The sequence below is a fragment of the Nocardiopsis sp. NPDC057823 genome (assembly GCF_042797335.1).
Taxonomy (GTDB): Bacteria; Actinomycetota; Actinomycetes; order Streptosporangiales; family Streptosporangiaceae; genus Nocardiopsis; species Nocardiopsis changdeensis.
On record NZ_JBHVLR010000029.1, the window covers coordinates 40,432 to 67,151 of the forward strand.

The window sequence follows — 26,720 nt, forward strand, 5'->3', positions numbered from 1 at the left end:
CGCCGCGCACACCGATCACCGCCCGTGCGCTTTCGGTCACGCAGGGGCGGCGATCGGGGTGGTCAGCCCAGGCGGCGGACCGCTTCGGCGAACAGGCGTCCGCGCTCGGGGTAGTTGGCGAACATGTCCATGGACGCCGCGGCCGGGGCCAGCAGGACGGTGTCGCCCTCCCTGGCCATGTCCGCGGCCGCGGCGACGACCGCGTCCATGACGGTGTGGCCCTCGGGAGCGCCGGGGGCCGGGCCCTCGATCTCCACGACCGGGAGGTCGGGGGCGTGCGCGTCCAGGGCCTCGCGCAGCCGGGCGCGGTCGGCGCCGATGAGCACCGCGCCGCGCAGCCGGCCGGCGGCCGCGGCCACCAGCTCGTCCACGTCGGCGCCCTTGAGCAGGCCGCCGGCGATCCACACCACCGTGTCGTAGGCGCCCAGGGAGGCGGCGGCGGCGTGCGGGTTGGTGGCCTTGGAGTCGTCGACGTAGTCGACCCCGGACACCGTGGCCACGTGGGCGATCCGGTGCGGTTCGGGGGCGAACGCCGCCAGCCCGGCCCTGATGGAGGCGGGGGCGACCCCGATGGAGCGGGCCAGCGCCGCCGCGGCCAGGGCGTTGGCGACGTTGTGCGGGGCGGGCGGGCGCACGTCGGCCAGTGCGGCCAGCTCCTCGGCGCTGGTCACCGGGTCGTCGACGAAGGCCCGGTCCACCAGCAGGTCCTCGACGACGCCGAGCTCGCCCGGGCGCGGGGTCCCCAGGCCGAAGCCGACCAGCGGGGTGTGCGGGTCGCCGTCCTCCTCGGCCAGGCGCACCGACCAGGGGTCGGCGAGGTTGACGACCCGGAGGGTGCCGGGGGCGAATACCATGCCCTTGGCCCGGGCGTAGGGCTCCAGGCCGCCGTGCCAGTCCAGGTGGTCGGGGGCGACGTTGAGGACGGCCGCGGCGTGCGGGCGCAGGCTGGAGGACCAGTGCAGCTGGAAGCTGGACAGCTCCACGGCCAGTACCCGGGGGTAGCGGCCGTCCGCGTCGGGGCGGACCGCATCGATCACGGGGGTGCCGACGTTGCCGACGGCGAGCGCGTCGCGGCCGTCGGCCCGCAGCATCGCCTCCAGCATGCGCACCGTGGTGGTCTTGCCGTTGGTGCCGGTGACCGCCAGCCACAGCTGGTCGGCGGGCTTGATCCGCCACGCCAGTTCGACGTCGCCGATGACCTCGATGCCGGCCTCGGCCGCGGCGGCCAGGAGCGGGGAGTCGGGGCGCCAGCCGGGCGAGGTGACGACGAGGTCGCACTCCTCGGGCAGCGGGGTGGCGCCCAGGACGACCTCGGCCCCGGCGGCGGAGAGCTCGGCCGCGACCGGGCGGACGGTGTCGTCGTCACGCCCGTCGACCACGGTGACGCGGGCGCCGTGCTCCAGCAGGAGCCGGACCGCGGGCGGTCCGGAGACGCCCAGGCCGGCGACGCAGACCCGCAGGCCGGTGAAGGGGGTGGAAGTGGTGGAGTGGTGGGACATCCGGGGTTACCTCGGCATCCATTCGAGGTAGAACAGGCCGATGGCGACCGCCACGAACAGCCCCTGGATGATCCAGAAGCGGATGACGATGGTCGGTTCGGCCCAGCCCTTGAGCTCGAAGTGGTGCTGCAGCGGCGCCATGCGGAACACGCGCTTGCCGGTGAGGCGGAACGACGTGATCTGGATCATCACGGACATGGTGATGATGACGAACAGGCCGCCGATGAGCAGCAGCAGGAGCTGGGTGCGGGTGGTGATGGCCAGGCCCACGATGAGGCCGCCCAGGGCCAGGGAGCCGGTGTCGCCCATGAAGACCTTGGCGGGCGGGGCGTTGAACCAGAGGAAGGCGATGCAGGAGCCGAGCACGGCCGAGGCCACGACGGCCAGGTCCAGGGGGTCGCGGACCGTGTAGCAGTTGCTCGACAGGTAGGACACGCAGGACTGGCGCAGCTGCCAGTTGCCGATGATCACGTAGGCGACCAGCGACAGGATGGTGGCGCCGGTGGCCAGGCCGTCGAGGCCGTCGGTGAGGTTGACGGCGTTGGAGAACCCGACGATGAGGAACAGCGCCCAGATGACGAACAGGCCGATCATCAGCGGGGGGCCGAAGTCACGGAGGAAGGACAGGCTGGGGGCGGCGGGGGTGTAGCCGTAGCCGTTGGGGAACATGGTGACGCCGTAGGCGAAGCCGACGCCGACCACGGCCTGGCCGACCATCTTGGCGCCGCTGCGCAGTCCCAGGCTGCGGCGCTTGTAGATCTTGATGAAGTCGTCCAGGAAGCCGACGCAGCCCATCCCGACGAACAGGAACATCACCAGCAGGCCGGAGGCGGTGGGCCCGGTGGCGGAGGGCTGCACCAGCGCCAGCACCAGGTGGGAGCCGAAGTAGCCGATCACCGCGCCGAGGATGATGACGATGCCGCCCATGGTGGGCGTGCCCTGCTTGGTCTTGTGGCCCTCGGGGCCGTCGTCGCGGACCTCCTGGCCGAACTTGAAGCGGTACAGGAGCTTGATCAGCGGCGGCATCAGCGCCATGGAGACGATCAGCGACAGCGCGGCCGCTATGGAGATGCCGATCACCGGGCATCACCTTCGGTGATGAGGTCGATAACCTTTTCGAGTGCTGCCACCCGTGATCCCTTCACAATGACGACGTCTCCCGCGCGCATCCGTGCGCCCAGGGCCGTGGCGGCCGCCGAGGCGTCCGCGACCCGGACGGTCTCGCCCGCCCACAGTCCCTCTCGGCCGGTGCGCTCGGCCCCGGCCGCGATCCCTTCGGCCTGATCTCCGACCACGATCAGGTGGGAGACGCCGGTAGCGGCGGCGAGTTCGCCGATCTTCTCGTGTTCGATGCGTCCCCCGTCGCCGAGTTCGGCCATGTGGCCCAGGACGGCGATGGGTCGGCGGCCCCGGGCGAGTGCGCCCAGGGTGGTCAGTGCGGCCCGCATGGACTCGGGGTTGGCGTTGTAGGCGTCGTTGACGAGGGTGACACCGTCGTACTCGGTGACCTCCATCCGCCAGCGGCTGACCGGGGTGGCCGCTCCCAGGGCGGCGGCGATGCCGGGGAGGTCCATGCCGAGCTCGCGGGCGACGGCGGCGGCCGCCAGGGCGTTGTGCACCTGGTGGGCGCCGACGAGGGCGAGCTCCACCGGGGCCGTCGCGCCGTCCGCGTTCAGGGTGAAGGAGGCGGCGCCGGTGTCGCCGATGACGATGTCGGTGGCGCGCACCTCGGCGTCCTCGCCGGTGCCGTAGAACACGGTGCGCGCGGTCGTGCGCGCGGCCATGGCCTTCACCCTGGGGTCGTCGGAGTTGAGGACCGCCACACCGCCGCGGGGGCCGCCGGCCGCGGGCAGCGACTCGACGAGCTCGCCCTTGGCCTTGGCGATGGCCTCGCGGTCGCCGAACTCCCCCATGTGGGCGCTGCCGACGTTGAGGACGACGCCGATGCGGGGCGGGGCCACGCGGCACAGGTGGGCGATGTGCCCGATGCCGCGGGCGGCGACCTCCAGCACCAGGTGGCGGGTGCCGGTGTCGGCGCGCAGCACGGTGAGGGGGTGGCCGATCTCGTTGTTGAACGAGCCGGCGGGCGCGACGGTGGCGCCCAGGCGCCCGACGACCTGGGCGATGAGGTCCTTGGTGGTGGTCTTGCCGGAAGAGCCGGTGATCCCGATGATCTCCGCCGCGTCGTCGCCTCGGGAGGGGGCGGCGAGGGTGTCGGCGGCGTACCGGGCGAGCCGGGCCAGCGCCTCGACGACCTCGTCGTCGCCGCCCTTCACCAGCAGGTGGGGCGCGTCGACGGGGCGGGAGACCAGGGCGGCGGCCGCCCCCGCCTCGACCGCGGCCCGCGCGTAGTCGTGTCCGTCGACCCGCTCGCCGCTCAGGGCGACGAACAGGGAGCCGGGTTCCACCAGCCGCGAGTCGACCACGACGGGTCCGTCGACGGTGGTGTCCGGGCCGGCTGCTCCGCCGAGGGCGGTTCCGGTGATCTCGGCGATCCGATCGAGCGTGAGCGCGATCAAATCCACTCCTCAGGTCAGGCCCGACCCGCGGCGACCACGGGATGACGTGAGGCCACCCGGCCAAAGGACTCGGGTCGGGGGATGGCACCGCGGGCGGGCGCGCACGCGGTGCCGCGCCGGGTCCCACAGCGGTGGTGACGGGGGCGACCACGTCCATGGCGCCACCGGTGGGCGGCGGGTGTTCGGGCTGCGATTGCCGCACCCACCTTAGAACATGTTGGGGTGTCCGGGGTCCCGGCAGGGCCTGTGCACGGCAATATCCGCCACTTCGTGACCCTGGGCCGCGCCCCGTGCGCGGAACGCACGGAGCGGGCCCGCCGGCGCGTCCTCAGCCGCCGCCGGTGGGTTTGTGGACGTCCAGCAGGGCGACGCCCAGGCGTTCGCGGACGTCCACGGACAGGTGCTCCTCGATGGCGGCGCGCAGCACCTCGCGGTCGTCGAAGGGCAGGACCTCGCCCTTGACGTACTGGCCGGTCTCGTGGCCCTTGCCCGCGACGACGATGACGTCGCCGGCCCGGGCGCGGGCGACGGCCAGGCGGATGGCGTCGGCGCGGTCGAGTTCGACGGTGACGCGCGCGCGCTCGTCCTCGGGGACGCGGGTGACGCCCTCCAGCATCGCGGCGGCGATGGCGACGGGGTCCTCCGAGCGCGGGTTGTCGTTGGTGATGACGACCTGGTCGGCGAGGCGGGCCGCGGCCTCCCCCATGAGGGGGCGCTTGGCGCGGTCGCGGTCGCCGCCGCAGCCCAGGACGACGGTGACGCCGCCCTCGGCGATGGAGCGGACCGAGGTCAGGACGGCCTCGACGGCGCCGGGTTTGTGGGAGTAGTCGACCAGGGCGGTGAAGTCCTGGAAGGACGCGGGGACCTCGCGCGCGACGACCTTCTCCATGCGGCCGGGGACGCCGGGGGCCGCGGCGACGCCCTCGATGGCGGTCTCCAGGGGCAGCCCGGCCTCGACCAGGCCGACGACGGCGGCCATGGCGTTGGAGACGTTGAAGGGCCCGGGCAGGCCGACGGAGGCCTGCGCCTCCATCCCGCCGGGGCCGACGATGCGGAAGGTGCTGCCGGCGGCGCCCAGGCGCACGTCCACGGCGTTCCAGTCCGCCTCCAGGGCGGTCTCGGGGTCGGCGTCGGAGTACCCCTCGACGCCGAAGGTGGTGACGGGCACCTTGCCCTCGCCCTGCACCATGTCCACGAGGGCGCGGCCGAAGCGGTCGTCGGCGTTGACGACGGCGATGTCGCAGTACTCCGGGGTGAACAGGCGGGCCTTGGTCTCGAAGTACTCGCGCAGGTCGCTGTGGAAGTCCAGGTGGTCCTGGGACAGGTTGGTGAAGACCGCGACGTCGAAGCGGGCGCCGCCGACCCGGCCCAGGGCCAGGGCGTGGCTGGAGACCTCCATGGCGGCGCCGGTGACGCCCTGTTCGCGCATGAGGGCGAACAGGCCGTGCAGGTCGGTGGCCTCGGGGGTGGTGAGGGAGGAGGCGACGCGCTCGTCGCCCACCCGCATCTCGACGGTGCCGATGAGGCCGGTGCCCATCCCCGCGCGGCGCAGGCCCGACTCCACCAGGTAGGAGACGGTGGTCTTGCCGCTGGTGCCGGTGGTGCCGATGAGCAGCAGGTCTTCGGAGGGGTTCTTGAAGACCCAGGAGGCGACGGTGCCCAGGGCGGCGCGCACGTCGGGGACGACCAGGGTCGGCAGTCCCGTGGCGGCGGCCCGGTCGGCGCCCTCGGGGTCGGTGAGGACGGCGGCGGCCCCCGCCAGGGCGACCTGCTCGGCGAACTCGGCGCCGTGGACCCGGGTCCCGGGCAGGGCCGCGTACAGGTCTCCCGGGCCCGCCTGGCGCGAGTCGTGGGTGATGCCGCGCACCTGGACCTCGCGGGCCGGGACCGGGTGGTCCGGGGCCAGGTCCGGGCGCAGCAGGACGGCGTCCGGGCCGAGCAGCGGCACGAGGTCGGACAGGGGACGCAGGGGCGTATGTTCAGGTCGCATTACCGGTGGCACGTGTGGAGGGTAACCGTTCGAGCGGACCGGCCGGTAATTTCCACGCTGGTGCGGGGCGGATCCCGTCGCACCCGAATACCGTGGTGGGCGGGGGTGGGGCGGATGGACCGGGTGGCGCAGGCGGTGGCCGGGGGGCCGCCGGTGGTGCTGGACGGCGGGCTGGCGACGCTGCTGGAGGAGTACGGGTACGACCTGTCGGGCGGGCTGTGGTCGGCGCGGCTGCTGGCCGAGGACCCCGACGCGATCCGGCGGGTGCACCGCGCCTACTTCGAGGCGGGCGCGGAGGTGGCGACGGCCGCGGGCTACCAGGCGGGCGTTCCGGCGCTGGTGGCCCGGGGGTGGTCGCGGCCGGAGGCGCTGGGGCTGGTGCGCCGTTCGGTGGAGCTGGCCCGGGCCGAGCGCGACGCGTTCGGTTCGGGGCTGGTGGCGGCCGGGGTGGGGCCCTACGGCGCGGCGCTGGCGGACGGCTCGGAGTACACCGGCGCCTACGACCTGGACGAGGACGGCCTGTACGCCTGGCACCGGGAGCGGTGGCGGGTGCTGGCCGACGCCGGGGCGGACCTGCTGGCCTGCGAGACGGTGCCGTCGGCGGCGGAGGCGCGGGCGCTGGTGCGGCTGGTCGGGGAGACGCCGGGGGTGCGGGCGTGGCTGAGCCTGTCCTGCCGGGACGGGGAGCGGCTGGGCGACGGGACCCCGGTGCGGGGGCTGGCCGCGGAACTGGCGGCGTCCGGGGCGGCGGGGCGGCTGGTGGCGGTGGGGGTGAACTGCACGGCTCCGCGGTTCGTGCCGGACCTGGTCCGGGCGGTGGCGGCGGCCGGGTTCCCCGCGGTGGCCTACCCCAACTCCGGCGAGGTGTGGGACGCCCGGGCGCGGCGCTGGACCGGCGTGTCGGAGCCGGAGGAGTTCGGCGCCGAGGCGGTGCGGTGGCACCGGGCGGGCGCGGTGCTGGTGGGCGGGTGCTGCCGCACCGGACCGGAGCACATCCGGTCGGTGCGGCGGCACCTGCACGGCGGGGTTCCGTAGGCCCGTGGGAGGCGTCCCCGGGGAGGGCCCGCGGCCGCAGGCCGCCGGGACCTTCGCCACTCGGCGGACGGGGGCGCCGAGGCGGGGCCGCGGGTCCTCTCCCCCAGGGGGCGCCGGACACGGCGGTGGAGCCGCGGCCCGCCCGTCGAGGACCTTCTCGGCGGGCGGGCCGCGGCGCGGCGGAGGCCCGGGAGAACGGGTCCTAGCCGGCGCCCTCCTCCTCGAAGAGGCGGATGGCGGGCGGGTCGGTGTCGGTCGGCGGGACCTTCAGGGTCTTGAGCGCGAACGACATGATGTCGTTGAACGCCGGGCCGGCCGCCTCGCCGCCGTAGTAGGTGCCCTGCGGGTTGTGCAGGACCACCTGGACGACGACCTCGGGCGCGTCGGCGGGCGCGAACCCGGCGAAGGTCGAGGTGTACCCGCCGCCCTCGTAGCTCCCGGTCTCGGGGTTGACCCGGTTGGCGGTGCCGGTCTTGCCCGCCACCCGGTAGCCGTCGATGCGGGCCTGGGGCGCGGTGCCCTCGTCGCTGGTGACCGCCTCCAGCATGAGCGCCAGGCGCTCGGCGGTCTCCTCGCTGATGACGCGGGTGCGCTCGGGCTCGTCGGCGGGGGTGAAGTTCCCCTCGGTGTCGACGGTCCCGGCGACCACGCTCGGCTCCACCCGGACGCCGCCGTTGGCGACGGTGGCGTACACCGACGCCATCTGGGCGGCGTTCACGGTGACGCTGTGGCCGATGGACACCGACGGCAGCTGGGTGCCCCACCAGTCCTCGGGGTCGGTGAGGATCCCGGTCTCCTCGCCGGGCAGGGCCAGGCCGGTGGGCTGGCCGAGCCCGAACTCGGTCATGTAGCGGTGCAGCACCCCGGCGCCCACCTGGTCGGCGACCTTGATGGTGCCGACGTTGCTGGACTGGGCCATGATGCCGTTGACCGTGAGGCGCTGGGTGCCGTGGTTGCTGGAGTTGCGGAAGGTCTGGTCGTAGTACCGCAGGGCGTAGGGGACGGTGTAGACCGTCTCCGGGGTGGTCAGCCCCTCCTCCAGCGCGGCGCCGATGGTGATGACCTTGTTGGTGCTGCCGGGCTCGAAGGTCTCGGCGACCGCGCCGTTGGACCACTGCTCGGGCCCGCTGGCGGCGATGTCCGTGGGCGAGTAGGTCGGGTAGTCGGCCATCGCGATGATCTCGCCGGTGTCGGGGACCATGACGATGGCGCTGCCGCCGTCGGCGTCGAGCTCCTCCACCCGGGCCGCCAGCGTCTGGGCGACGTACCACTGCACGTCCCGGTCCAGGGTCAGGCGCACGTCCTGGCCCGGCACGGGGTCCTTGGCCACACCGCCCGCCATGGGGATCTGGGTGCCGTCCACGCCCACCTCGACCTGGCGCTCGCCCGCCTCGCCGGCGAGCACCCCGTCCATGTAGGCCTCCAGGCCCTCCAGGCCGTGGCCCTCGCTGCCGACGAAGCCGACCAGGTCGGCGGCGCCGGTCTCCTCCGGGTAAACACGCTCGTAGTCGACCTCGGCGCCCACGCCGCGCAGCTCCAGGTCGCGCAGCTCCTGCCAGTCGCCGGGCGGCACCTTGCGGGCGACCACCTGGTAGCGGCTGGGCTTGGCGTCGACCTTGGCTGCGACCTCCTCCTCGTCGAGGTCGAAGCGCGTCACGAGTTCGTCGATGAGCCGGTCGCGCTCGTCCTCGCGGACCTCCTCGGGGTCGACGAAGACGGTGCGCACCTCCATGGACAGCGCGAACGGGTCGCCGTCGGCGTCGGTGATCGCGCCCCGCAGGGTCGGGATGTCGATGGTCTGCAGGCGCAGCTCGGAGGCGGCCTCGGCGTACTGCTCCGCCTCGAAGCCCTGGATCTGGATCAGGCGCCCGGCGAACAGCACGAGGACGGCCAGGGCCAGGGCGCCGCCGATCCGGATGCGCTTGCCCGGGGCGCCCCGCCGGAAGGTGCGGCGCAGCAGCGGCGGGGGCGCGGGCGGTGCCGGGCGGCGGCGCCTGCGCTCGGTGGGCGCGGTGCGCGCCTCGCGCGGTGGCCTGCCCTCGGCCTTGGAGCCCCGCGCGCCGCCGCGCGGGGAGCCGCTCTGCGAGGTACTGCGGGCCGGGCGGGATCCGGACTTCCCGGTACCGCCGGGCCTGCGGGGGTCGCGGGGGCGTCGGGGAGTGCTCAACCGGTGCTCCCGCCGTCGGTGGCGGCGTTTCCGGTGACCTCACCGCTGCCGGGGTCCAGGAACCGGGGCGCGTCACCCTGCTCCATTCCCATGCCCTCGGCCTCCTCCGCGATGCGCTCGGAGGTCTCCAGGTGGGCGACGCTGCCCCGCAGGCTCTGCTCCTCGTAGGACAGCTCACGGTTCTGGGTCTGGAGGCTGGAGATGGCGAACGCCTCCTGGGCGATGACGCCGCGCAGCAGCAGGAGGCTGACCAGGGCGCCGCCGAGCAGGCACAGGATGAGCAGGACGAACGGGATCCTGGGTGCGCGCGCGCGTGCCGCGGCGGCCGGGCCCCGTGCGGGCGCGCGTTCGGCCGGGGGCGCCGCCGGGCGCGCGGCGGTGCGCCGCGGCGCGGGCGCCTTGCGCTTGCCGGAGCGGCGGGTGTCCGTCCTGGTCGTCGTCATGTGCTCTCCCTACTACCGCGCGGGCCGCACGCGTTCGGCCGCGCGCAGGCGTGCCGACTGGGCGCGGGGGTTGCGTTCGTTCTCTTCGTCCGTGGGGAGTTCGGCCCCCCGGGTGAGGAGCCGGAGCTCGGGCTGCCGGTCCGGGAGGGGGACGGGCAGGTCGGCGGGCGTGGTGTCGGTGGCCAGGGCCGCGAACGCCTTCTTGGTGAGGCGGTCCTCCAGCGAGTGGTACGACAGCACGGCGATGCGCCCCCCGACGGCCAGCCGGGAGAGGGCGGCGGGCAGGGTGCGCTCGAGGATGGACAGCTCGGCGTTGACCTCGATGCGCAGCCCCTGGAAGGTGCGCTTGGCCGGGTGCCCGCCGGTGCGGCGGGTGGCCGCGGGGATGGCGTCGCGGACCAGTTCGGCGAGTTCGCGGGTGGACTCGATGGGGCCCTGGGCGCGGCGGCGCTCGATGGCGCGGGCCACGCGGGAGGCGAACCGCTCCTCGCCGTAGGCGCGCAGGACGCGGGTGAGCTCGGACACCGGGTAGGTGTTGACGACCTCGGCGGCGGTGAGCGGCTGGGTGCGGTCCATGCGCATGTCCAGCGGCGCGTCGTGGGCGTAGGCGAAGCCGCGGTCGGTCTCGTCGAGCTGGGGTGAGGACACGCCCAGGTCGAGCAGGACGGCGTCGGCCTCCGCGGCCCCGGCCTCGTCGAGGGCGCGGGGGATCTCGGAGTAGACCGCGTGGACCAGGTGGACGCGGTCGGCGTAGGGGGCCAGGCGGGCGGCGCTGCGCTCCAGGGCGGTGGTGTCGCGGTCGACGCCGACCAGGCGGGCGTTCGGGCAGGCCGCGAGGATCGCCTCGGAGTGGCCGCCCAGGCCCAGGGTGCCGTCGACGAACACGGCGCCGGGCCGGTCCAGTGCCGGTGCCAGCAGGTCCACGATGCGGTCGAGCATGACCGGGACGTGCAGGGGGTCGGCCCCCGTGCGGGCGGCCGCGACGCGGTCGTCGCCGGTCCCCCCGGCTCCCGCGCCCTCGTTCCCGCGCTCCCGGGTGTCGTCCCCCATGCGCTGCCGTTCCTCCACGCTGTCGCGCTCCCCCTCGTTCCGCCGCGGTCGCGTCCGGCCCAGGCCGGGCTCCGCGGTGTGGCGTGGCCTCACCGGGTTCCGGCGGGCCTCCGAACACGGCCGCTATTGTCCACCTTTCGGCGGACCGGCGTTGACGGTCTGGCACCGGGGAAGTCGCGCCAGCTCGTGTCACCGCGTTCGGAGGCCGTCGCCGGACCCCGACTGCGAGGGTGTGGACTCGCCGGTGCCGTGGGTCCGGGGGTGTCCGGACTCACAGCACCCCGGGCAGCACCTCCTCCGCCAGGTCCGCGAACTCGCGTTCGCGTGCGGCCTCGTATTCCGACCAGGCCCCGGCGTCCCAGATCTCCAGCCGGGTGTTGGCCCCGATGACGGCGCAGTCGCGGGTGAGCCCCGCGTAGGCGCGCAAGGGGGCCGGAACGGTGACCCGGCCCTGGCCGTCGCAGGTCTGGTCGGAGGCGCCGGCGAAGAAGATGCGACCGTAGTCGCGGACCGCGCGGTCGGTGACGGGGGCCTGGGCGAGGGAGTCGGTGATGCGCACGAACTCCTTGACCGGGAAGACGTAGAGGCAGCGTTCCTGGCCCTTGGTGATCACCACACCCCCCGACAGCTCGTCGCGGTACTTCGCGGGGAGGAACAGGCGCCCCTTCTGGTCGAGGCGGGGCGTGTGGGTACCGAGGAACACACTCCCGACCTCCCCCCGATGTGGAGAATTCGCCCTCTCCACGCTGCTCCACCTTACTCCACTCTTCCCCACCGTCAACAGCTCCGATGCGGGCACAATGGCCGATTGGACGATGAATTCGCAGGTCACAGCGGTGGGGTGTGAGTGGGGGAGGTCGGGCCCCCGGGCGTGCCGCGCCACCGGGGCTCCGGGCGGGGACCGGGGCGGCTCCGAGAAAGCCCCGGCGACCGCTTCGCCCCCTTATTCACCAACGCACCGTTCGCCCCACCCCGGGCTCCACGAATGATCAGATGAGCAATTCTCGCGCTTTAGTGCACTTTCGTAGCACTGGACCGCATTCGACGACCGATTCCGGCACTTTGGTTTGCAATCGCTCTGATTGGCCCTAGCCTCGGTTCCGAACACCGACACACGCAGCGGGAGGGGTCTCGTGTCACTCGGCACACACCACGGCGGCCGCGGGGGCGGCGTCCAGGCGGACGTGGAAGAGGTCGTCGCCGTGGCGGACCGCATCCGCGGCGCCATCGAGACGGTCATCGAGGGCAAGCCGGAGGTCCTGCGCATCGCGCTGACCGTCCTGCTGTCCGAGGGCCACCTGCTCATCGAGGACGTCCCCGGTGTCGGCAAGACCATGCTGGCCAAGGCCCTGGGCCGGGCGGTGGACTGCTCCGTGCAGCGCGTCCAGTTCACCCCGGACCTGCTGCCCGGCGACATCACCGGGGTCAGCGTCTACCACCAGGAGCGGCGCGAGTTCGAGTTCAACCCCGGGCCGGTCTTCGCCAACATCGTGCTGGGCGACGAGATCAACCGCGCCTCGCCCAAGACCCAGGCCGCCCTGCTGGAGTGCATGGAGGAGCGGCAGGTCAGCGTCGACGGGCGCACCCGCCCCCTGGAGCGGCCGTTCATGGTCGTGGCCACCCAGAACCCGGCGGACATGGAGGGCACCTACGCCCTGCCCGAGGCCCAGCGGGACCGGTTCATGGCCCGTGTCTCCGTGGGCTACCCCTCCCCCCAGGCCGAGCTCGACATGATCGACTCGCACGGCACCGGGTCGCCGCTGGAGGGCCTGGCCGCGGTCACCGACGCGGGCACCGTCCGCCGCCTGGCCGACCTGGTGCGCGAGGTGCACGTGGCCCCCGGCATGCGCCGCTACATCGTGGACCTGGTCAACTCCACCCGGACCAGCCCCGACCTGGACCTGGGCGCCTCCCCGCGGGCCACCCTGCACCTGGTGCGGGCCGCCCGCGCGCACGCCGCCCTGGAGGGCCGCCACTACGTCGTCCCCGACGACGTCCAGAACCTGGCCGTGCCCGTCCTGGCGCACCGCCTGCTGGTCGGCCCGCAGGCGCAGATGGAGCGCACGGCCCCCGAGCGGATCGTCGCCGAGCTGGTCGCCCGGCTGCCCGTCCCCGCCCCCCGCTGATCCCCCGCGCCGGTCCGCCGACCGGTCCCCTACGAGAAGAGGGTCCATGCGCCCGCGACGAACCCTCACCGCCCGAGGCGTGTGCATGCTGCTCCTGGGCCTGGCCGCGCTGGTCGCCGGGTTCGTCGTCGGGCAGCGGGAGCTGGTGGTCCTGGGCGTGCTGGCCACGGCGCTGCCGCCGGCGGCGGCGCTCTCCCTGATCGGGGCCGCCGACCGGGTGGTGCACAGCCGCAGCGTCGTACCCTCCCGGGTCCCGGCGGGGCACGACGCCCGGATCATGATCCGGATCGGCAACTCCTCGCACACCTGGCCGGTGGCGGCGGTGTCGGTCGGCGACACCCTGCCCACCCGGCTGGGCCACGAGCCCCGCTACTCCATCGGCTTCCTGGGCCCGCGCGGCGTCCGCGACCTCGCCTACCTGGTCCGCCCCGCCGTGCGCGGCAACTACCCGCTGGGCCCGCTGTGGATCGCGCTCACCGACCCGCTGGGCCTGGTGCGGGTGGAGCAGCACCCCGGAGCCCCCGAGCACCTGCTCGTCACCCCCGCCACCGTGCCCCTGGACCGGAGCGGAAGCTCGGGCGGCACCCAGGGGGACGACTCGCCGCGCCGCACACAGAGCGGGATCGGCGAGCAGGACCCGGTCCCCCGCGGGTACCAGTACGGCGACGAGCTGCGCCGGGTCCACTGGCGCTCCACCGCCAAGCACGGCGAGCTGATGGTGCGCCGCGACGAGCAGCACCGGCGCGAGTACGGCGTCGTCCTGCTCGACACCCGGCGCCGCGCGCACGCGGGCGGCGGGCCCGCCGACTCCCTGGAGACCGCCGTGGGCGCCGCCGCCTCCGTCGCCCTGCACCTGCTCGACCGGAACCACGAGGTGCGGCTGCACACCGAGCGCGGCCGGATGCCCGCCGCCGTGCCCGGCGCCCTGCTGGACGGACTCGCCGTCCTGGAGGCCTCCGACGCCGCCGCCCTCCCCGCCCTCCCCGCGTCCGGCGCCTCCCTGACCGTCGCGGTGACGGGCGCGCTCACCGCGGAGGAGGCCGCGGCCCTGGCCAGGAGCGGGGGCGGGCACCGGGTGGCCGTGCTGTGCGCGGGGGCGGCCTGGCCCTCCGAGCGGGCGCGCGCCGGCGCCGGCGAGATCCTGGCCGCCTCCGGCTGGCGGGTCGTGCACCTGCCGGCCCTCTCCGAACTGCCTTCGCTGTGGCGCGACGCCGCACCCCTCGGGAAGGTCCCGCGTTGAAAGCCCTGATGCCCCTGGCCGCACTGGTCTCCCTGCTGTGCGCCCTCCCCCTCATCGCGCCGCTGGTGCGCGGTGACGACTGGTGGCTCCCCGCGGTCCTGCTCATGGGCGCGGCCACCGCCGTGTCGGTGCTCTACCGGATGCTGACCGGGTGGCTGGGCCTGCTCGTGCCCGTCCTCCAGCTGGCCGTGGTGGCGCTGCTCGTCGTCCCGCTGTTCGCCGGGCACCTGGCCCCCCTGGGCGTGCTGCCCTCCGGTGCGGCGGTCGAGCACGTGCTCACCGCCTTCTCCCAGGGGCTGGAGGTCATCGACACCAACGAACCGCCGGTGACCGCGACCGCCGGGGTGATGCTGATCATCGCGCTGGCGTTCGCGCTGTTCCTCGTCGCCGCCGACTTCCTGGCCGCCACCGCCCGCTGCCCCGGCATGGTCGGCGGGCTGCTGCTGGCCCTGGCCGTGGTGCCGCTGGTGGTGGAGGGGTCCGGGATCGGCACCGGCGCGGTCGTCGTGTGCGTGTTCGGGTTCGTCCAGCTGCTGGCCGTGGACATGTGGGTGCGCGGCCGCGAGTGGGGGGTGGCGGTGCCCGCGCCGCCGCTGGGCGCCCTCCGGCACGGGGCCGCCGCGGCCCTGGCCGCGACCGTCGCCGTCGTGCCGGCGCTGGCCCTGCCCGCCGCGCTGCCGGGCCTGCGCACCGACGCCTTCCACACCCTGGCCCAGGGAACCTACGTCGGCCGCCAGAACGACGTCATCACCACCACGCACCCGCTGGTGTCGATGCGCCGGGACCTGCTGTCCAGCTCCGACCGGACCGTGCTGACCTACCGCACCGACGCCGAGGAGCCCGGCTACCTGCGCCGGTACGTGCTGGACGAGTTCGACGGCGTCAACTGGACGATGAGCCCGGTCGACGCCTCCGGGGACACCCGGGTCCAGGACGAGCTCCCGCTGCCCACCGGGTGGCCGTCCGCGCCGGAGGAGGACACCGTGATGACACGGGTGTCCCTGGACTCCGACGTCGAGGGCATGGACTTCCTGCCGCTGCCGTACTGGGCGCGGACCGTCGACGTCTCCGGCGACTGGTACGTGCACCCCGACAGCCTCATGGTGTTCACCACCGAGCAGCCGCCCACGGGCCTGAGCTTCACGGTGGAGACCACCGAGCGGGAGGTCACCGCCGAGGACCTGGCCGGGGCCGCGGGGTCCCCGCTGTCGCTGCCGGGCGACTTCCGCTCGGTGCCCTCCTCCGTCGGGCGGGAGGTCCGGGATCTCACCGACGAGGTGACCGGCCACACCGACTCGCCCTACCTCAAGGCGGTCGCCCTCCAGGAGTTCTTCACCTCGGGGGACTTCGCCTACAGCCTGCGCCCGCCGGAGGTGCCCGCCGACGCCGACCCGCTGGTGCACTTCCTGACCGTGGACCGGACCGGGTACTGCCAGCAGTTCGCCGGGGCGATGGCCGTGATGGCCCGCCAGGCGGGCATCCCCGCCCGGGTCGCGGTCGGCTACACCGCGGGCGAGCGCACCGGCGACGGGCGCTGGACCGTGACCAGCGGCGACGCCCACGCCTGGCCGGAGCTGTACTTCGAGGGCGCCGGATGGGTGCGCTTCGAGCCGACGCCGGGCGGGGTGGGCGGCCAGGGCTCGGCGACCGAGCCCGAGTACACCGACGGGGGCGGGCTCACCGCCGAGCGCCCCGACCCCGAGCCCACGCCCGGCTCGACGGAGGCGCCGACGCCGGAGCAGGAGGAGCCGGAGCCGACTCCGGAGGACTCCCCCTCCCCGTCCCCCTCCGCCGAGGAGGAGCAGGAGGCCGCGGCCGCGCCCGCCGGGGGCGGCCGGGACGCCCCGGACCTGTCGTGGCTGCCCGCCGCGGCGGCCGTGGCGGCCCTCCTCCTGCTGCCGTTCCTGCCCGCCGCGGTGCGCGCGTCCGTGCGCCGGTCCCGCCTGGGCCGCCCGGGCGCGGCCTGGCGGGAGCTGCGCGACACCTGTGTGGACCTGGGCCTGGGCTGGGACCTGGCGGAGAGCCCCCGCGGCACGGCGGCCCGCCTGGCGGCCCTGCGCGACGCGGACCGGGTGCCGCTCCCGGAGGAGGCGCGCGCGGCCCTGCACCGCCTGGCGCTGGCCGAGGAGCGCGACCGGTACGCCCCGGCGGCCTCCTGGAGCGAGGAGGTCGGCGCGGACCTGCGCGCCATCGTGCGCGGCCTGCCCGCCGTGGTGCCGCGGGGCGTGCGCCTGCGCGCGGCGCTGCTCCCCCGCTCCCTGTGGGACCGCCCCCGCCGCCCGGTCGCGGACCCCACCCCGCAGAACGCCTGACCGCCCCGGGCCGGGGGCGCCCCCCGGCCCGGACCCGCCGCCTTCCGGGGGTGGACACTCCCTGCCCCGGAGTGCCCGCCCCGGACGGAACGCGGACGCCCGTCCGGGCAGGGCCACCGCTCCCGGCACGGACACGCCGCCTTCCGGGAGCGGATCCTCTCTGGCCCCGGAGTACCCGCCCGGGCAGGGGTCACCGCCCCCGGCCGGCGGAACGGAGGCGGAGACGACGAAGGGGCCCCGCACGGTGTGCGGGGCCCCGTTCGTGATCCGGTCGGTCAGGGTGGCGAGATCACTCGTCGCCCTGCTGGCGGCGGCGCCAGCGCTCCTCGAAGCGATTCATCATGCCCGGGCGGTCGCCCTTGCGGCGCTTGGGCTCGTCCGGCGGGGCCTCGGCAGGTCCGCCGACGGCGGCCCGGCGCCAGGCGTTGAGCCCCCACAGCAGACAGGCCAGCATCACGAGGAAGCCGCCCACGCTGACGGTGACACCGACCGCGAGGCCGACGCTGCTGCCGAGCAGCAGGCCCGTCAGCATCAGCACGAGGCCGAGGACGAACCCGAGCCCGGCCTTGATGATCCGGCGCTTGTGATGGACCACGGGGTTCGTCTGCCGAACGGTGTTCGCGAACTTCGGGTCCTCGGCATACAGCGCCTGCTCGATCTGGTCGAGCATGCGCTGCTCGTGTTCAGAGAGCGGCACGGCGCCTCCCTACAACAGTCCCCGGTTGGGGTGACGGGTACTGATCAATGATCTCTTGGTCAGTGGTATGCCCAGAATACGGTGCGCTAGCGCACCGTGGAAGGAAAAGCTGCGTGCGGACCTGACCGACCAAGGCCACGATACCCCCGCGCTGTATCGGAAACACCGGCTTCCATGCCTCTCTGTCTACCCTGACTCCGGTCCTACCCCATGTAACGCTGAGGACGGCCCGGAAGTTGCGGCATCATACGTCGTTTTCGTCACGCTTGGCCAATACCGCCGACTGTAGCGCGCCCGGTCCGAATCGTTCCGCCACCCGGTCCATGACGCGCTCGACGTCGCGCCACCCCGTGTCCTGTTCGTCCAGGGCCAGCTGGCGGTGCACCCCGGAGGCGGGAACGATCCCCTCCATGCGAACGCCGACCAGGCGCATCGGGGTTCCCCTCAGCCCGGATTCGGCGTAAAGGGCCCGGGCGACGGCGTTGATCTCCCGGCCGACGTCGGTGGCGTCGGGCAGGGTGCGGGCCCGGGTGATGGTCGAGAAATCGCCCTTGCGGAGCTTGACGCTCACCGTGCGCCCCATCTGCCCCGAGGCCCTCAGCCTCCTCGCCACCTTCTCGGAGAGCCGCAGCAGCTCGCGGTGGACCTCTTCGGGGTCGGCCACGTCGACGGCGAAGGTCTCCTCGGCGCCGATGCTCTTGTCCTCGCTCTCGGGCTCCACCGGGCTGTCGTCGACGCCGTGGGCGAGGTCGGCCAGCCGGGCGCCGTGCTTGTCGCCCAGTTCCATGCGCAGCAGGTCGCGGTCGTACCGGGCCAGGGCGCCGACGGTGCGCACGCCCATCCGGGCCAGGGTCCGCTCGGTCTTGTCCCCCACCCCGGGCAGCGCGCCGACCGGCAGCGGGTCCAGGAAGGAGCGGACCGACGCGCTCGGCACCAGGAGCAGGCCGTCGGGTTTGCAGTGGGTGGAGCCGAGCTTGGCGGTGAACCGGGTGGCGGCCACCCCCACCGAGCAGGTCAGCCCCTGCTCCGCGCGGACCCTCTCGCGGATCATCGCGGCGATCCGCACCGGCCCGCCCAGGCGCCTGCGCGCCCCGGAGACGTCCAGGAACGCCTCGTCCAGGGACAGCGGCTGCACCAGCGGGGTGACCGCCCGCAGGATCTCCATGACCGCCCGGGAGACCTCCCGGTAGGCGCGCCCGTCGGGCGGGAACACGGCGGCGCCGGGGCACAGGCGCAGGGCCTGCGCCATCGGCATCGCGGAGTGGACCCCGCGGGCGCGGGCGCGGTAGTCGGCGGAGGAGACGACGCTGCGCGGGCCGGTGCCGCCGACGATGATCGGCGTGTCCGCCAGGCCGGGGTTGCGCAGCCGCTCCACACTCGCGAAGAACGCGTCCATGTCCAGGTGCAGGACGTTGCAGTCGGAGTCCGGTCCCGACCCGTCGCGCGGGAAGTCCGCGCCCAGGGGGACGATGCCCTGCGGGGTGACCATGCCCCGCAGCGCGGCCCCGCGCTCCAGTTGACGTCGGCTCATACGGTCAGGCTACGCGCCGGGCGGGACGGTTCTCAGGGCCGGTGGGCGGTGACGTGCAGCTGGGTGGCGATGCCCAGCAGCTCGGGATGATCGGCCGCGGCCTTCTCCAGTTCCACCAGGTGGCGGCCGGCGTGCACGTCGCCCTCCCAGGCGTGGCCGGGGACCAGGTCGGCGAACACCCGGACGCCGCGGACCCGCTCACCGGTGAGCCCGGCGGCGCCGACCAGCTCCAGGACGCCGCGGCGGGTGAACCGCCGCGGGATCGGGTCGCCCGGGCCCCAGCGGCCCTCGGCGTCCTCCAGGAGGGCGCGGGCGTCGGTGAGGTGTCCGGCCAGGGCGCGGTGCAGGGCCCCGGCGACGGCGTTGGTGACCAGCAGGCTGACCGCGCCGCCGGGCCGGGTGATGCCGACCACGTCGCGCAGGGCGGCGACGGGGTCGTCGACGTACTCCAGCACGTTGTGGACCAGGACGAGGTCGGTGCTCCCCTCGGGGAACAGCGTGGCCAGGTCGCCGGTGTCGCCCTGCACGCCGCGCACCCGCACCCCGCGCTCGGCGGCGCGGCGCTCCAGGGCGGCCAGCGAGTCGGGGCTGGGCTCGACGACGGTGACCCGGTGGCCGAGCTCGGCGAGCGGGACGGCGGCCCCTCCGGTCCCGCCCCCGGCGTCGACGATGTCCAGGGGGGAGTCGCCGCCGAGGCGGTCCAGCAGTCCGGCCAGGGCCTCCCACACGACGGCGGTCCGCGCGGTGTTGGCCGCCCGGCCCGGGCCGGTGGCCCCGCCCTCTCCCAGACCGCTCACTGCCGCCTCGCTCCTGTCACCCACCGGTCCCCCACAGTGCTCGTCCCACCCGGCCCGCCCACACCCCGTGCGCGCGCCGGCCCGCCCCCGCCTACAGGGCGAGCGTCGCCTTGTTCTCCATCAGCCTGGACAGCAGCCCATTGACGAAGTTGGGAGACTCGTCGGTGGACAGTTCCTTGGCGACCCCCACGGCCTCGGCGATCGCCACCGCGTCGGGGATGTCCTCGGCCCACAGCAGCTCGTAGGCGCCCATCCGCAGGATGTTGCGGTCCACGACCGGCATCCGCTCCAGGGTCCAGCCGATCGCGTAGGTGTCGAGGAGTTCGTCGATGCGGTCCCGGTGTCCGTCGACGGCGCGGGCCAGCTGCTCGGTGAACTCGTTGATCGGCGGCTCGGGCTGGGCCCGGCGGCGGCGGATGACCTCTTCCACCGAGATGCCGCGCACCTCGGCCTCGTAGAGGACCTCGACCGCGCGCCGCCGCGCCTTGCGCCGTGCTCCGCTCATCAGTTGACTCGCCCGAGGTAGTCGCCCGTGCGGGTGTCGACCTTGACGCGCTCGCCGGTGGAGATGAACAGGGGCACCTGGATGGTGGCGCCGGTCTGGACGGTGGCGGGCTTGGTGCCGCCGGTGGAGCGGTCGCCCTGGACGCCGGGGTCGGTGTGGGTGATCTCCAGCTCGACCGCGGCGGGCAGCTCGATGTAGAGCGGGTTGCCCTCGTTGGTGGCCACCGTGACCTTGGTGTTCTCCAGCAGGAAGTTGCTGTCGTCGCCGACCACGGCCTCGGGGACCGGGAGCTGGTCGTAGGTCTGGGTGTCCATGAAGATGTAGGACTCGCCGTCGTGGTACAGGTACTCCATGTCGCGGCGGTCGACGTTGGCGAACTCGACCTTGGCGCCGGCGTTGAAGGTCTTGTCCACGATCTTGCCGGTGAGGACGTTCTTCAGCTTGGTACGGACGAACGCGCCGCCCTTGCCCGGCTTGACGTGCTGGAACTCGAGGACGTTCCACAGAACGTTGTCGATCCGCAGGGTCGTGCCGTTCTTGATGTCGTTCGTCGTGGCCACTTCGGTCGTCTCTCCCAGGGGTCTGACACGTCGGGGACCGGAACCTCGCAGGGCCCGGTCGGCGGTTCGGTGGGGCGGGCCGCGGGCGCCCCGGGAGCCGTCCCGGGCGCGCCTGTGCACAGGCCGCCTGGCTGCCAGTCTAGTGGCTCCCCGGAACCGGGGCGTCGCCCGCGACGGCGGCGTAGGCCGCGTCGAGCAGCTCCGGCGCGGGCCCGGCCAGGATGGCCGGCTTCGCGAGGCCGTCCAGGACCACGAACCGCAGGGTGGCGCCGCGGGCCTTCTTGTCGACGCTCATGGAGGCGCGCAGCCCCGGCCAGGCGGCGGCCCCGTAGGAGACGGGCAGGCCCACGGAGGTGAGCAGCTCGCGGTGGCGGGCCACCAGGTCCGCGTCGATGCGCCCGTCGAGGCGGGCGAGCTCCGCGGCGAAGACCATGCCGATGGAGACGGCGTACCCGTGCCGGAACGTGTAGTTCTCGGCGCGCTCGATGGCGTGCCCCAGGGTGTGGCCGTAGTTGAGGATCTCGCGCAGGCCGCTCTCCCGGAGGTCGCCGGAGACCACCTCCGCCTTGACCCGGACGGCCCGTTCGATGAGCTCGCGGGTGTGGCGGCCCTCGGGCAGGGCGGCCCCCTCGGGGTCGTCCCCGACCAGGTCGCAGATGACGGGGTCGGCGATGAACCCGGCCTTGATGATCTCGGCGAGCCCGCCGATGTAGTCGGCCCTGGGCAGGGTGGGCAGGGTGGCCAGGTCGCACAGCACCCCGGCCGGGGGGTGGAAGGCGCCGACGAGGTTCTTGCCCTCGGGCGTGTTGATGCCGGTCTTGCCGCCGACGGCGGCGTCCACCATGCCGAGCAGGGTGGTGGGGACCAGGACGGCCCGCACGCCGCGCAGCCAGGTGGCGGCGACGAACCCGGCCAGGTCGGTGGTGGCGCCCCCGCCCACGCCCACGACGGCGTCGCTGCGGGTGAAGCCGTTCAGCCCCAGCCGGGTCCACAGGTCGGCGGCGACGGCCGCGGTCTTGGCGGCCTCCCCGTCGGGGACGGGCATGGGGTGGACGGTGTACCCGGCGGCCCGCAGGGCGCCGGCGACCGGGCGGGCGACGGCGTCCAGGCCCTCGGGGTGGATCACCGCGACGCGGGAGGCCTCCCCGACCAGGGAGGGCAGCTCGGCGAGCACGCCGCTGCCGACGACGACGTCGTAGCGTCCCGCGTCGTCGCCGACGCGGATGCGGGTGGTGGTCACGGGGCGGCCTTCCCGGTGTCGAGGGTGGGCACGATGGCGTCGACGATCTCCTCGGGGTGGAACCCGGTGGTGGGCACCGTCACCGTGGCGAGGGACTCGTAGACCGGCAGCCGCTCGTCCAGGAGCTTGCGCAGCCGGGCCCGGGGGTTGCCGACCAGCAGGGGCCGGGCGGCGTCCATGCCGACGCGCTTGGCGGCCTCGGCGAACTCCACCTGGAGGTAGACCACGTGGTGGTCGGCCAGGTCGCGGCGGGTGTCCTCGTCCAGGACGGCGCCGCCGCCGACCGCGATGACGCCCTCCCAGGAGCGCAGCCCCTCGGCGACGACCTCGCGCTCCAGCGCCCGGAAGTGCTCCTCGCCGTCCTCCAGGAAGATGTCGCCGACGGGCTTGCCCGCCCGCTTCTCGATCTCGGTGTCGGTGCACAGCAGGTCGGCGCCCAGGCGCCGGGCCAGGGCCTCCCCGACCGTGGACTTGCCCGAGCCGGGCGACCCGATCAGGACCGCGATCGCTCGTGACACGCTACTTCCCACCTTCGTCTCGGTCCCGGGGCCCGCCGTCGGCGGGCCCCGGACGGGTCAGCGGATCTCCAGGGAGTCCAGGTAGCCCCGGAGGTTGCGGGCGGTCTCCTCGACCGAGTCGCCGCCGAACTTCTCGATGGCGGCCTCGGCGATGACGAGGGCGACCATCGACTCGGCGACCACGCCGGCGGCCGGGACCGCGGTGACGTCGCTGCGCTGGTGGTGGGCCCGGGCGGGCTCACCGGTCTCGGTGTCGATGGTGTCCAGCGCCCGCGGCACGGTGGCGATGGGCTTCATGGCGGCGCGCACCCGCAGCGGGTCGCCGGTGCTCATGCCGCCCTCGACGCCCCCGGCGCGGTTGGTGCGGCGGCGGACCCCGTCGGGTCCGGGCTCGATCTCGTCGTGGGCCTGCGAGCCGCGGCGGGCCGCGGTGCGGAACCCGTCGCCGACCTCGACGCCCTTGATGGCCTGGATGCCCATCAGGGCGGCGGCCAGCCGGGCGTCCAGGCGGCGGTCCCAGTGGACGTGGGTGCCCAGGCCCGGGGGCAGCCCGTAGGCGAGGACCTCGACAACGCCGCCGAGGGTGTCCCCGGACTTCTTGGTGTCGTCGACCTCCTCGACCATGCGGGCGCTGGTCTGCGGGTCGAAGCAGCGCAGCGGGTCGGCGTCGACCGCGGCCAGGTCCTGCGGGCCCGGCTCGGGCGCGTCGTCGGGGACGGAGACCGGCCCCATGGACACCACGTGGCTGAGGATCTCCACGCCCAGCGCCTGGCGGCAGAACCGCCGGGCGACCTCGCCGATGGCGACGCGGGCGGCGGTCTCCCGGGCGCTGGCGCGCTCCAGGATGGGCCTCGCCTCGGTGTGCCCGTACTTCTGCATGCCGACGAGGTCGGCGTGGCCGGGCCGGGGGCGGGTGAGCGGGGCGTTGCGGGCGATGCCGTCCAGCACCTCGGCGGGCACCGGGTCGGGGGACATCACCTGCTCCCACTTGGGCCACTCGGTGTTCCCGACCTCGATCGCGACCGGGCCCCCGAGGGTGCGGCCGTGTCGGATGCCCCCGATGACGGAGACCTGGTCCTGCTCGAACTTCATCCGGGCGCCACGACCGTACCCGGCGCGGCGGCGGAGCAGCGCGGCGGCGATGTCGTCAGAGGTGACGGACACACCGGCCGGGAGGCCCTCCAGAATCGCGACGAGTGCCGGCCCGTGGGATTCCCCTGCGGTCAGCCAACGCAACATGGACCGATCTTTTCACGGATCGGTCCGAGGGGTGGCATCCGGTCTCAGAGTTCGGGCAGCAGGGGTCCGGCGGCCAGGACGGTGGCGAGGGTCGCGGCGAGCATGAAGGGCCCCAGCGGGAAGGTCGAGCCCGGGGAGGCGCGGCGCAGCGCGATCAGGACCAGGCCCACCGCGGAGAAGGCCGCGAACGCCCAGAAGACGGCGGTCAGCGCGCCCAGCGGCCCGGCCGCCCACCCGGCGTACAGGCCGGTCAGCCCGGACAGGCGGACGTCGCCCAGGCCCATCCCCCGCGGGTGGATCCGCCACAGCAGCCAGTACAGGACCGTGACGAGGACCATGCCCAGCAGGGCGTCCAGGAGCCGTCCCGGGGCCGGTCCGTCCGGCGGTGTCAGCGCGGCCAGGGCGATGAGGGCGGCGGCCACCGGGTAGGCGGGCCGGACCAGCGCGTCGGGCAGGCGCTGGACCCGCAGGTCGACGACGGACAGGGCGGAGCCCACCGCGATGAGCCAGAGCACCGCGGGCAGCCACAGGGGCGTCCAGTCCGGGTGCAGGACGGCGGCGGCCCCGGCGAGGGCCGCGGCGGGCACGGCCAGCAGGACGGCCCCGGGGTGGGAGCGCACGGTCTGCTCGCAGTGCGGGCAGCTTCCGCGGCCGCGGAAGGCGCGGTCGGCCACCAGGGGGAACCACCGCCAGAACCGGAGCTCGGCCAGGCAGTGCGGGCAGCGCGGCGGCGGCGGTCCGTCCTCGCCCGGGGCGGGCTCCGGTTCCGGCGCGCCCGCGTGCCCGGCACGGGCCTGTGCGGCGCCGTCCCTGGTGGCGGCGGCGTCGAGGGGGGCGCGGGTGTGCGGGCCGGCCGGTCCGGCCGGTCCGAACAGGGGTACCAGGCGGCCGCCGACGTGTCCGGCGAGCAGGCCGGCCAGGGCCGTGACCGCGATGACGGCGACCGCCCAGTGGTCGGCGAGGGGCGCGAGTGCCGAGGGGGTGGGCATGATGCGAAGCTACCCGTCGGCGCGCCGCGCCGACAGGCCCGGGCGCCGCCTGTGGAGAACTCCGCGGCCCTCAGTCGGTCTCGCGCCTGGCGCGCACGACCGCGCTGAGCTCGATCCCGCCGGGCAGGACGTGGCGGAGCTCGGCGGCCAGGCGCTCGGCGACGCGGCGCAGGGATTCGTCGTCGCGCTCCTCCAGCTCCAGGCGGATGCCGATGTCGGCCCGCTGGGAGGGGTGGATGCGCACGCGCTCGATGCCGAACTCGGTGTGGGTGACCCGGTAGACCAGGGCCAGGACCTGGGGGTCGTCCTTGGGCTCGGGGACGGTGCCCTGCTCGGCGAGCATGGTCAGGAAGCGGCCCTGGACGGTGTAGGGCACGGGGCCGGACACGTCGATGACCAGGGCGTCGGCGCCCTCCTCCACAGCGGCCTGGCAGGCGTCCTTGGTGGTGAAGGGGACGGGACGGGCGTCGGAGCGCCAGCGGCGGACGGCGTCGACCGAGGTGAAGGCCAGCACGCCGCGGCGGCCGTCCCTGCCGGTCATGACCGGCATGGCGACCTCGCTGTTCTTGTCCTTGGTGAGCCCGCCGACGCCCTCCTCGGTCTCGGTGGCCACGGCGACCACGGGGATGAGGACGCGGGAGCCGCTCAGGGCGGCCAGCACCTGGCGGTCGCCGATCTCGCCGGCGGCGTGGGCGCGCAGGCGGGATTCGACCTCGGGGTCGGCGCTCCCGTCGTCGTCACGGAAGTTCTGGGCGCCGATGATCGTTGGTCTGCTCACGACCCCCGACTCTACCCGGGCGGGGGTCCGGGCGGGGCGGCCTCGCGCTCACCCGTCACCGACGGTGGCCCGCTGGACACCGGAACGCCGCCCGGCGGCCGCCGGGGCGTCACCGTCCGGCTCCAGGGCGGCGAGGAGGCCCTCCAGTTCGGCGGTGCCCAGCGGTCCGAGGCGGTCGAACATCAGGGCGCGGACCCGGGCGGCGTGCCCGGGGGCGACCTCGGCCAGCAGGCGCGCCCCCTCGTCGGTGAGGACGGCCCACAGGCCGCGCCGGTCGTCGGTGCACTCCTCCTTGCCGACCAGGCCGTCGCGTTCGAGGCGGGCGATCTGGTGGGAGAGGCGGCTCTTGGAGACGATGACGCTGTCGGCCAGGGCCCGCATGCGCATGCGCCGCCCGGGGGCCTCGGACAGGTGCACGAGGATCCCGTACTCGATGAGGCCGAGGCCGCCGCGTCCGCGCAGGTCGCGTTCGAGCTCGTCGTAGATCCAGGCGTTGACGCGCAGGAAGCTCCGCCAGACCCGTTGTTCGCCGTCGTCGAGCCATGCCGGGTTCTCCATGGGGGCGATTCTAGTGGCGGCGGTTGCGCATGGGGCGTCGACCACATTAGATTCTTCCCAGGAAGATATTTCTAAGGTACCTTGTTCCTAGGCAACAGAAGGGCCCGAGAACCGGGTCCCCGACCCGCGACAGGGAGACAGTCAGATGGCAGCGCAGGAACTCAAGGCCGGCACCTGGAAGATCGACGCCGCTCACAGCACCGTCGGGTTCTCCGTCCGCCACATGATGGTGAGCAAGGTCCACGGGCGGTTCGAGAAGTTCGACGCCACCCTGACCGTGCCCGAGGACCCCGCGCAGTCCTCGGTCGAGGCCACGATCGACGCCACCTCGATCAACACGGACAACGCCGACCGCGACAACCACATCCGCTCGGCGGACTTCTTCCACGTGGAGGACCACCCCGAGTTCTCCTTCCGCTCCACCGGCCTGGCCGCCGACGGCGAGGACTTCGTCCTCAAGGGCGACCTGACCATCAAGGGCAACACCAAGCCCGTCGAGCTGAAGCTGGAGTTCAACGGCTCCACCCTCGACCCCTACGGCCTGGACCGCTCCGGCTTCTCCGCCACCACCCAGATCAGCCGCAAGGAGTTCGGCGTCGACATCGAGATGCCGATGGACGGCGGCGGCGTGGTCATCGGCGACAAGATCACCATCACGATCGACGCCGAGTTCACCCGCCAGGCCTGACCGGCCCGGCGGCGCGTCCCCCCTGACCCCGGGGACCGGCGTCCGCTCCGGCCGCGCCGGCCGGAGCGGACGCGCCGTGCGGCCCCCCGCCCCTCGGGGGCGGGGCGGGAGGCCGCCCTCCGAAGGCGCCCCCGGGCCGCCCGACCGGCGGGGCCATCGCCATTGCCCCGGGCCCGGCCCCGCCCGCCGGGGGGGGCCCCGGGTGGGTGCTCCCCCGACGTTGTGGTCACGGTGTGGCC

24 protein-coding genes are annotated in these 26,720 nt (G+C 74.5%); 5 read left to right on the plus strand and 19 right to left on the minus strand.

Going from position 1 to position 26,720, the window contains the following annotated elements:
- Positions 1-62 precede the first annotated feature (62 nt).
- The 4 genes from murD to ACFVNO_RS29785 all read right to left on the minus strand — a co-directional run bounded on the left by murD (position 63) and on the right by ACFVNO_RS29785 (position 6,008).
- Positions 63-1,499 carry a UDP-N-acetylmuramoyl-L-alanine--D-glutamate ligase gene (murD, locus tag ACFVNO_RS29770; protein ID WP_355260154.1) on the minus strand — a complete coding sequence of 479 codons (1,437 nt, stop codon included), beginning with the start codon at positions 1,497-1,499 and terminating at the stop codon, positions 63-65.
- A gap of 6 nt (positions 1,500-1,505) precedes the next feature.
- Positions 1,506-2,579 (minus strand): phospho-N-acetylmuramoyl-pentapeptide-transferase, encoded by a 1,074-nt coding sequence (gene mraY / locus ACFVNO_RS29775; RefSeq protein ID WP_220562504.1) that lies wholly within the window; start codon positions 2,577-2,579, stop codon positions 1,506-1,508.
- Positions 2,576-4,018 carry a UDP-N-acetylmuramoyl-tripeptide--D-alanyl-D-alanine ligase gene (gene murF / locus ACFVNO_RS29780; protein WP_378897538.1) on the minus strand — a complete coding sequence of 481 codons (1,443 nt, stop codon included), beginning with the start codon at positions 4,016-4,018 and terminating at the stop codon, positions 2,576-2,578. Before murF ends, mraY begins: the two co-directional genes overlap by 4 nt.
- Positions 4,019-4,346: 328 nt before the next feature.
- Positions 4,347-6,008 (minus strand): UDP-N-acetylmuramoyl-L-alanyl-D-glutamate--2,6-diaminopimelate ligase, encoded by a 1,662-nt coding sequence (locus tag ACFVNO_RS29785; protein ID WP_220562506.1) that lies wholly within the window; start codon positions 6,006-6,008, stop codon positions 4,347-4,349.
- 114 nt (positions 6,009-6,122) lie between these two features.
- Here ACFVNO_RS29785 and mmuM point away from each other — a divergent pair, with 114 nt between their 5' ends.
- Positions 6,123-7,043: a homocysteine S-methyltransferase gene (gene mmuM / locus ACFVNO_RS29790; RefSeq protein WP_378897540.1), complete on the plus strand. Its 921-nt coding sequence runs from the start codon at positions 6,123-6,125 to the stop codon at positions 7,041-7,043.
- A gap of 202 nt (positions 7,044-7,245) precedes the next feature.
- Here the strand turns inward: mmuM and ACFVNO_RS29795 are convergent, their stop codons facing one another.
- The 4 genes from ACFVNO_RS29795 to mraZ form a co-directional block, all read right to left on the minus strand.
- Entirely contained in the window at positions 7,246-9,210 is a 1,965-nt protein-coding gene (locus tag ACFVNO_RS29795) for a peptidoglycan D,D-transpeptidase FtsI family protein (RefSeq protein ID WP_378897543.1), read from the minus strand.
- Positions 9,207-9,653, minus strand: coding sequence for a hypothetical protein (locus ACFVNO_RS29800; protein WP_355260139.1), 447 nt, complete (start codon positions 9,651-9,653; stop codon positions 9,207-9,209). The genes ACFVNO_RS29795 and ACFVNO_RS29800 overlap by 4 nt, the downstream gene beginning before the upstream one ends.
- 12 nt (positions 9,654-9,665) lie before the next feature.
- Complete coding sequence (rsmH, locus tag ACFVNO_RS29805; protein WP_355260136.1) at positions 9,666-10,703, minus strand: 16S rRNA (cytosine(1402)-N(4))-methyltransferase RsmH; 1,038 nt, start codon at positions 10,701-10,703, stop codon at positions 9,666-9,668.
- Between the two features lie 271 nt (positions 10,704-10,974).
- On the minus strand, positions 10,975-11,406 hold the full coding sequence (mraZ, locus tag ACFVNO_RS29810; protein WP_355260133.1) for a division/cell wall cluster transcriptional repressor MraZ: 432 nt from the start codon (positions 11,404-11,406) through the stop codon (positions 10,975-10,977).
- Positions 11,407-11,836: 430 nt separating this feature from the next.
- On the opposite strand from mraZ, the gene ACFVNO_RS29815 reads away from it, so the two are divergent.
- The 3 genes from ACFVNO_RS29815 to ACFVNO_RS29825 are packed head-to-tail and all read left to right on the plus strand — an operon-like array spanning position 11,837 to position 16,381.
- Positions 11,837-12,829, plus strand: coding sequence for a MoxR family ATPase (locus tag ACFVNO_RS29815; protein ID WP_355260130.1), 993 nt, complete (start codon positions 11,837-11,839; stop codon positions 12,827-12,829).
- A 46-nt stretch (positions 12,830-12,875) separates the two neighbouring features.
- Positions 12,876-14,069 carry a DUF58 domain-containing protein gene (locus tag ACFVNO_RS29820; RefSeq protein WP_378897548.1) on the plus strand — a complete coding sequence of 398 codons (1,194 nt, stop codon included), beginning with the start codon at positions 12,876-12,878 and terminating at the stop codon, positions 14,067-14,069.
- Entirely contained in the window at positions 14,066-16,381 is a 2,316-nt protein-coding gene (locus tag ACFVNO_RS29825) for a transglutaminaseTgpA domain-containing protein (RefSeq protein ID WP_355260124.1), read from the plus strand. The genes ACFVNO_RS29820 and ACFVNO_RS29825 overlap by 4 nt, the downstream gene beginning before the upstream one ends.
- Positions 16,382-16,670: 289 nt before the next feature.
- Here the strand turns inward: ACFVNO_RS29825 and ACFVNO_RS29830 are convergent, their stop codons facing one another.
- The 11 genes from ACFVNO_RS29830 to ACFVNO_RS29880 all read right to left on the minus strand — a co-directional run bounded on the left by ACFVNO_RS29830 (position 16,671) and on the right by ACFVNO_RS29880 (position 25,793).
- Positions 16,671-17,078 (minus strand): DUF3040 domain-containing protein, encoded by a 408-nt coding sequence (locus ACFVNO_RS29830; RefSeq protein WP_220562514.1) that lies wholly within the window; start codon positions 17,076-17,078, stop codon positions 16,671-16,673.
- Positions 17,079-17,322: 244 nt separating this feature from the next.
- Positions 17,323-18,609, minus strand: coding sequence for a DNA polymerase IV (gene dinB / locus ACFVNO_RS29835; RefSeq protein WP_355260120.1), 1,287 nt, complete (start codon positions 18,607-18,609; stop codon positions 17,323-17,325).
- Positions 18,610-18,641: 32 nt separating this feature from the next.
- Positions 18,642-19,430 (minus strand): methyltransferase domain-containing protein, encoded by a 789-nt coding sequence (locus ACFVNO_RS29840; protein ID WP_220562516.1) that lies wholly within the window; start codon positions 19,428-19,430, stop codon positions 18,642-18,644.
- A 67-nt stretch (positions 19,431-19,497) separates the two neighbouring features.
- Positions 19,498-19,911: a transcription antitermination factor NusB gene (gene nusB / locus ACFVNO_RS29845; protein WP_220562517.1), complete on the minus strand. Its 414-nt coding sequence runs from the start codon at positions 19,909-19,911 to the stop codon at positions 19,498-19,500.
- Complete coding sequence (gene efp / locus ACFVNO_RS29850) at positions 19,911-20,471, minus strand: elongation factor P (protein WP_355260115.1); 561 nt, start codon at positions 20,469-20,471, stop codon at positions 19,911-19,913. The genes nusB and efp overlap by 1 nt, the downstream gene beginning before the upstream one ends.
- 139 nt (positions 20,472-20,610) lie before the next feature.
- Positions 20,611-21,711: a 3-dehydroquinate synthase gene (gene aroB / locus ACFVNO_RS29855; RefSeq protein ID WP_355260112.1), complete on the minus strand. Its 1,101-nt coding sequence runs from the start codon at positions 21,709-21,711 to the stop codon at positions 20,611-20,613.
- A complete protein-coding gene (locus ACFVNO_RS29860; protein ID WP_220562520.1) occupies positions 21,708-22,229 on the minus strand; it encodes a shikimate kinase in 522 nt (173 codons plus the stop codon). The genes aroB and ACFVNO_RS29860 overlap by 4 nt, the downstream gene beginning before the upstream one ends.
- A gap of 57 nt (positions 22,230-22,286) precedes the next feature.
- Positions 22,287-23,468 (minus strand): chorismate synthase, encoded by a 1,182-nt coding sequence (gene aroC / locus ACFVNO_RS29865; protein ID WP_220562521.1) that lies wholly within the window; start codon positions 23,466-23,468, stop codon positions 22,287-22,289.
- 44 nt (positions 23,469-23,512) lie between these two features.
- Positions 23,513-24,457, minus strand: coding sequence for a prepilin peptidase (locus tag ACFVNO_RS29870; protein ID WP_378897557.1), 945 nt, complete (start codon positions 24,455-24,457; stop codon positions 23,513-23,515).
- A 70-nt stretch (positions 24,458-24,527) separates the two neighbouring features.
- Complete coding sequence (locus tag ACFVNO_RS29875; RefSeq protein WP_378897560.1) at positions 24,528-25,235, minus strand: SseB family protein; 708 nt, start codon at positions 25,233-25,235, stop codon at positions 24,528-24,530.
- A gap of 48 nt (positions 25,236-25,283) precedes the next feature.
- On the minus strand, positions 25,284-25,793 hold the full coding sequence (locus ACFVNO_RS29880) for a MarR family transcriptional regulator (RefSeq protein WP_355260104.1): 510 nt from the start codon (positions 25,791-25,793) through the stop codon (positions 25,284-25,286).
- Between the two features lie 145 nt (positions 25,794-25,938).
- Here ACFVNO_RS29880 and ACFVNO_RS29885 point away from each other — a divergent pair, with 145 nt between their 5' ends.
- A complete protein-coding gene (locus ACFVNO_RS29885; protein WP_355260102.1) occupies positions 25,939-26,481 on the plus strand; it encodes a YceI family protein in 543 nt (180 codons plus the stop codon).
- The last annotated feature ends 239 nt before the right edge of the window (positions 26,482-26,720 follow it).

Coding starts and splice junctions, on each gene's coding strand:
- ACFVNO_RS29885 (WP_355260102.1), top strand. CDS start 25,939: ATGGCAGCGCAGGAACTCAAGGCCGGCACCTGGAAGATCGACGCCGCT.
- ACFVNO_RS29870 (WP_378897557.1), bottom strand. CDS start 24,457: ATGCCCACCCCCTCGGCACTCGCGCCCCTCGCCGACCACTGGGCGGTC.
- aroC (WP_220562521.1), bottom strand. CDS start 23,468: ATGTTGCGTTGGCTGACCGCAGGGGAATCCCACGGGCCGGCACTCGTC.
- dinB (WP_355260120.1), bottom strand. CDS start 18,609: ATGAGCCGACGTCAACTGGAGCGCGGGGCCGCGCTGCGGGGCATGGTC.
- ACFVNO_RS29820 (WP_378897548.1), top strand. CDS start 12,876: ATGCGCCCGCGACGAACCCTCACCGCCCGAGGCGTGTGCATGCTGCTC.
- rsmH (WP_355260136.1), bottom strand. CDS start 10,703: ATGGGGGACGACACCCGGGAGCGCGGGAACGAGGGCGCGGGAGCCGGG.
- ACFVNO_RS29785 (WP_220562506.1), bottom strand. CDS start 6,008: ATGCGACCTGAACATACGCCCCTGCGTCCCCTGTCCGACCTCGTGCCG.
- nusB (WP_220562517.1), bottom strand. CDS start 19,911: ATGAGCGGAGCACGGCGCAAGGCGCGGCGGCGCGCGGTCGAGGTCCTC.
- ACFVNO_RS29800 (WP_355260139.1), bottom strand. CDS start 9,653: ATGACGACGACCAGGACGGACACCCGCCGCTCCGGCAAGCGCAAGGCG.
- murD (WP_355260154.1), bottom strand. CDS start 1,499: ATGTCCCACCACTCCACCACTTCCACCCCCTTCACCGGCCTGCGGGTC.
- ACFVNO_RS29880 (WP_355260104.1), bottom strand. CDS start 25,793: ATGGAGAACCCGGCATGGCTCGACGACGGCGAACAACGGGTCTGGCGG.
- mmuM (WP_378897540.1), top strand. CDS start 6,123: ATGGACCGGGTGGCGCAGGCGGTGGCCGGGGGGCCGCCGGTGGTGCTG.